Annotated in this window: 2 protein-coding genes and 2 pseudogenes; all 4 read right to left on the minus strand. The window is 67.1% G+C overall.

Annotation, left to right across the window (positions count from 1 at the left end; translation table 11 throughout):
* Window positions 1-525, minus strand: a 525-nt coding sequence (locus AB4Y84_RS13215) for a family 43 glycosylhydrolase (RefSeq protein ID WP_442250257.1), incomplete at its 3' end; no start/stop codon positions are given.
* A pseudogene (locus tag AB4Y84_RS13220) lies at window positions 502-1,971 on the minus strand (MFS transporter); the annotation flags it as partial. The gene AB4Y84_RS13215 and the pseudogene AB4Y84_RS13220, both read right to left, overlap by 24 nt.
* Window positions 1,972-1,981: 10 nt before the next feature.
* Entirely contained in the window at window positions 1,982-4,654 is a 2,673-nt protein-coding gene (locus AB4Y84_RS13225) for a glycoside hydrolase family 3 C-terminal domain-containing protein (RefSeq protein ID WP_442250256.1), read from the minus strand.
* Window positions 4,651-4,886, minus strand: a pseudogene (locus AB4Y84_RS13230) (glycoside hydrolase family 43 protein); the annotation flags it as partial. The pseudogene AB4Y84_RS13230 and the gene AB4Y84_RS13225, both read right to left, overlap by 4 nt.

The following is a 4,886-nucleotide window of genomic DNA, read 5'->3' on the forward strand; positions in this document are numbered from 1 at the left end:
CTTCTGCAGCTGGCCACCCCAGATGCCACCGAAACAGAGGTAGTGCGTGCCGTCGTCGTCCTCGAACACGGCCGGGTCGATCGAGTACGCGCCCTCGATGGGCTCGGGCTCGGCGGTGAACGGGCCCTCCGGCCGATCCGCCGCCGCAACGCCGATGCGGAACATGCCGTCGGCATCCTTGGCCGGGAAATACAGGTAGTAGCGGCCATCGCGGCAGGCGGCGTCCGGCGCCCACATCTGCCGGCTGGCCCATGGTACGTCGCGCACATGCAGCGCCACGCCGCAGTCGCTGGCCTCGCTGTCGGGCGTGTCCATCCGCAGCACATGGTAGTCCTGCATGCCGAAGTGCCCGCCCTCATCGTCGAAGGGCGCGCCGCTGTCGATGTCGTGCGACGGATAGATGTACAGCTGCCCCTCGAATACGTGCGCCGAAGGGTCGGCGGTGTAGATGTGCGTTACCAGTGGTTGCGAGATGGCGTGTGCTGCCAGCTCATCCAGACCGCTGCCCTGTCGCCGCGACTGCAGCTCCTGCTCGATGCGGGTTTCCATGCGCTTGTTGATCTCGTAGAGGAAAAGCAGCGCTACTGCAACCAGGAACGGCAGTGAGCAGTACACGCTCACCGTCAGGCGGATGCCGTCCACCACGGCCTGCGGCTGCTGCGGCGCGCCTGCCTGGTAGCCATGGTGGGCGAGGATGCCGGCGACCAGCGCACCACCGATGCTGAGCCCGATTTTCAGGCCACACAGCATTGCCGAGAAGACGATCGCGGTGGCACGGCGGTGGTTCTTCCATTCGGAATAGTCGGCGACGTCGGCGATCATCGCCCACAGCAGCGGGATGGTGATGCCGTAGCAGAACCCGTGCAGCATGAAGGCAGCGAAAGCCACGGCAACCGCCGTGGGCGGAAAGAAATAGAACGCCAGCAGGAACACGGTGGACACCAACAGTGCACCACCAAAGACATCACGCTTGCCGAACCGGTCGGCCAGGCGGCGCGACACGCCGATGCCCAGGATCATGCAGACGATGCCGCAGGCGTTGAACAGGCTGAACGCCGACGTTGCCGGGTCCTTCGGCCAGGCGAACCCGGACAGGCCCATGCCGTTGAGCGCCGCGTTGACGGCGGCAATGAAGCGGTTGAGCCCGGAGCTGTCGAGAAAACCCGCCAGGGCGGTTTCGCTCATGTAGTACTGGAAGTAGTAGACATAGGTGCCGCCCTTCAGGGACAGGTTGATGAAGACCAGGATGGTGAGGGCCAGCATCACCTGCCATGGTCGGTTGCGCAGCAGGTCGGACAGATCCTGAAGCACGCCGGCGGTCTGTTCCTTCGCCGGCACGATGCGCTCACGCGTGGTGGCAAAGGTGATCAGGAAGAACACCGTTCCCACTACCGCGAACACGGTCATGACCCGCTCGAAGCCCAGCACGCGGTCGCCGTCGCCGAGGATCAACACCAGCGGCAACAGCAGCACCTGGATGATGAACTGCGCGACCATCACCGCCACGAAGCGGTAGGCCGACAGGCTGTTGCGCTGGGCCATGCTGCCGGTGAGCACGCCGCTGAGCGCCGAATACGGCAGATTGTTGGCCGCATACACGAGCATCAGCAGGCCGTAGGTGGTCACGGCGTAGATGATCTTGCCGCGCGGCGCCAGGTCGGGGGTGCTGAAGGCAAGCAGCGACAGCGCCCCGAATGGAAGTGCGGTCCACAGGATCCACGGCCGGAACTTGCCCCACCGGCTGGCCGTCCGGTCGGCAGCGATGCCGATCAACGGAGTGAACACGAACGCCCCGAGCACACCGATCACGAAGATGATCGTTGCGGCCGTGGCCGGCGGCAGCCGGAACACATCGGTGTAGAAGAACGCGAGATACGTGATCAGCGTCTGGAAGATCAGGTTCGCCGCGAGGTCGCCCAGGCTGTAGCCGAGCTTCTCCCGGATGGACAGCGTGTGCTCGGTGCTTTCCATGGGGCGTGCATCAGTCACGATTGGCCTCCACGCGGAACCCGCCCTTCGCACGGATGTCGGCGCTGGAGCTTCCCACCCTCACTTCATACGCACCCGCCGGCACCGCATAGCCGCCGCGCGCTTCGTCATACTGGCGCAGGTCCTGCTGTGCCTGCAGATCGAACGCTACGGTGCGCCGCTCGCCGGCGGCCAGGTGGACGCGCTGGAAGCCGCGCAATGTCTGGCGTGCATCGCCGGGGCCCGCCTGCAGCCGTCGTACATACAACTGCACCACTTCGTCGCCGGCACGCTTGCCGGTGTTGGCTATCTCGACCTGCACCTTGAGCTTGCCGTCGTGGGCGATGCGCGGCGAATCAAGCTGCAGCCTGCCGTAGTCGAACCGGGTATAGGACAGCCCGTGGCCGAACGGATACAGCGGGGTGCCGCGGAAGTAGCGGTAGGTGCGGCCTTCCATCGTGTAGTCGTCGAACGCGGGCAATGTGTCATCCGCCCTGTAGAAGGTCACCGGCAGGCGCCCGCCGGGATTGACTTCGCCGAACAGCGCCTGGCCTACGGCGGTGCCGCCGCGCTGCCCGGGATACCAGCTCATCAGGATGGCGGACAGATTCTGCTGCGCCCATTCCACCGCCATCGCCGAGCCACCAGTGAGCACCATCACCACCGGCTTGCCAGTGGCGTGCAGCGCTTCCAGCAGCGTGCGCTGGGGCGCGGGCAGGCGCAGGTCGGTACGGTCCCCGCCGGCGAAGCCCGGGTAGTTGACCTTCATTTCTTCGCCTTCGACATCGCCGGTGAGGCCACCCACGAACACCACGACGTCTGCATTGCGGGCGGCCTCCAGCGCCGCTTCGAACGGCGGCTTGGCACCGGGCATGCGCCAACCCAGGCGGACGCCGGCGTCGCGCTCGGCGTCGAAGTACTCAAGCCTCAGGTCATAGGCGCGGCCGGCCTGCAGGTCCAGGTCCACGCCATCGCCGTGCAGGCGATCGCTGTTGGCCCAGTGGTCGAGCACCCGCTTGCCGTCCACGTAGAGGCGGAAACCATCGTCGGCGGCCGCCTCGATCCGGTAGCGCCCCGAGACGGGCGGCAGCAGCTGGCCACTCCAGCGGATGCTGAAACCATCGCTGGGGACGCCCTGCCCCGGCGCGGCTTCACCACGGGCCAGCAGGTTGTCGGTGGGAGAGCCCCGGTCCCAGCGGAATCCGATCTGGGCATCGGTGCGCACCAGCGCCGGCGTGCCGGAAAGATCAGCGGTACGGAAGTACTCGCCACGCAGGCCGCGCTCCGGGGAATCGGCCGAGGGTCGTAGGTAGGTCGCTTCGATCAAGGGCGTGGCGCTGGGATCGTCGCGCCCTTCAACCAGGTCCACGCCGCGTGCGTAGCTCACCTCGATGCCCTTGGCGGCATCGCGGATGCCCTGCAGCAGGGTGACCGGCGCGGCTGGGGTGCCGAAGTAGTTGCCCAGCAGTGCCATGGTGTCATCGGCGGTGGGGCCGATCACGGCGATGCGCTTGAGGGTGCGCGACAGCGGCAGCACGCCATCGTTCTTCAGCAATACCAGCGATTCCTGGGCGGCCTTCAGGGCCAGCGCATCATGCGCCGGTGCCTGGTTGACCGACGCGGGAATCTGCGCCCAGCGCACGCGCTCGGGCGGGTCGAACATGCCCAGCCGCATCCGCGCGGCGAACAGGCGGGTCACCGCATCGTCGATCTCCGCCTCGCTGATCAGGCCCTGCCGTACGGCGGCTGGCAGCGTGGCGTATTCCTGGCCGCACTCCAGTTCGGTGCCGTTCCTGACCGCCAACGCGGCAGCAGCCTCGCGGCTGGGAACGATCCGGTGATGCTTCCAGATGTCGACGATGGCCCAGCAGTCGGATACCACGTAGCCCTTGAAGCCCCAATCGCGGCGCAGCACATCGCGCAGAAGGAAGCGGCTGGCGCTGGCGGACTCGCCATACACCCGGTTGTAGGCCCCCATCACCGCGTCCACCTGCCCCTCCTTCACCAGCGCCTCGAACGCCGGCAGGTAGGTGTCATACAGGTCGCGTTTGCTGGGGCGGGCATCGAAGTGGTGGCGATCAGCTTCGGGGCCGCTGTGCACGGCCAGGTGCTTGGCGGTGGCGTCGAGCTTGCGGTACACCGGGTCGTCACCCTGCAGGCCGTGCACGAAGGCCACGCCCATGCGGGCGGTGAGGTACGGGTCCTCGCCGTAGGTTTCCTGGCCGCGGCCCCATCGCGGGTCTCGGAAGATGTTGATGTTCGGCGACCAGTACGTCAGCCCCTGATAGCGGCCATGCGAGCCTTCGCGGAGGAACTGGTGGTGCTTGGCACGGGCCTCGTCGCTGATGGTGCTGGCAACCTGCCCCATCAGCGGCACATCGAACGTGGCCGCTAGGCCGATGGCCTGCGGAAACACGGTGGCCTGCCCTGCCCGCGCCACGCCATGCAGGCCCTCGTTCCACCAGTCGTAGGCAGGAACGCCGAGGCGCTCGATTGCGGGCGCGGCGTTCTGCATCTGCGCTGCCTTCTCCTCCAGGGTCATCCGTGCGACCAGGGCGGCGGCGCGGGCTTCAACGCTGGCCGAGGTGTCGAGCCAGGGCGCAGGCCCGGTAGCGTGACCGGTCGTTGCCAGCGCGATGGCAGCGCACAGGGCCAGCGTGCGGAAGAAGGGAGTGCGCGTCATCATTTGCTCCTCAGGGCACGCTCGTCGCGCGCGAATGGTCCCAGCAGGGCGCCGACGAAGCCGCCTGCACGATCCGTACTCAATACCGTTCCGTCCACGTCATCGGCCAATGTCTGCCAGCCACGCCCGTCGCCGCTGTCGAAGGCGAACGCATAGCGGCCTTCGTCACCGGCGATCTTCAGGCGCAGCGAGCCGGATGCCATCGCCTCACGGGTTGCCAGGGTGCGGGTAGCAC

This window comes from Stenotrophomonas sp. 2YAF22 (assembly GCF_052114665.1).
GTDB lineage: Bacteria > Pseudomonadota > Gammaproteobacteria > Xanthomonadales > Xanthomonadaceae > Stenotrophomonas > Stenotrophomonas indicatrix.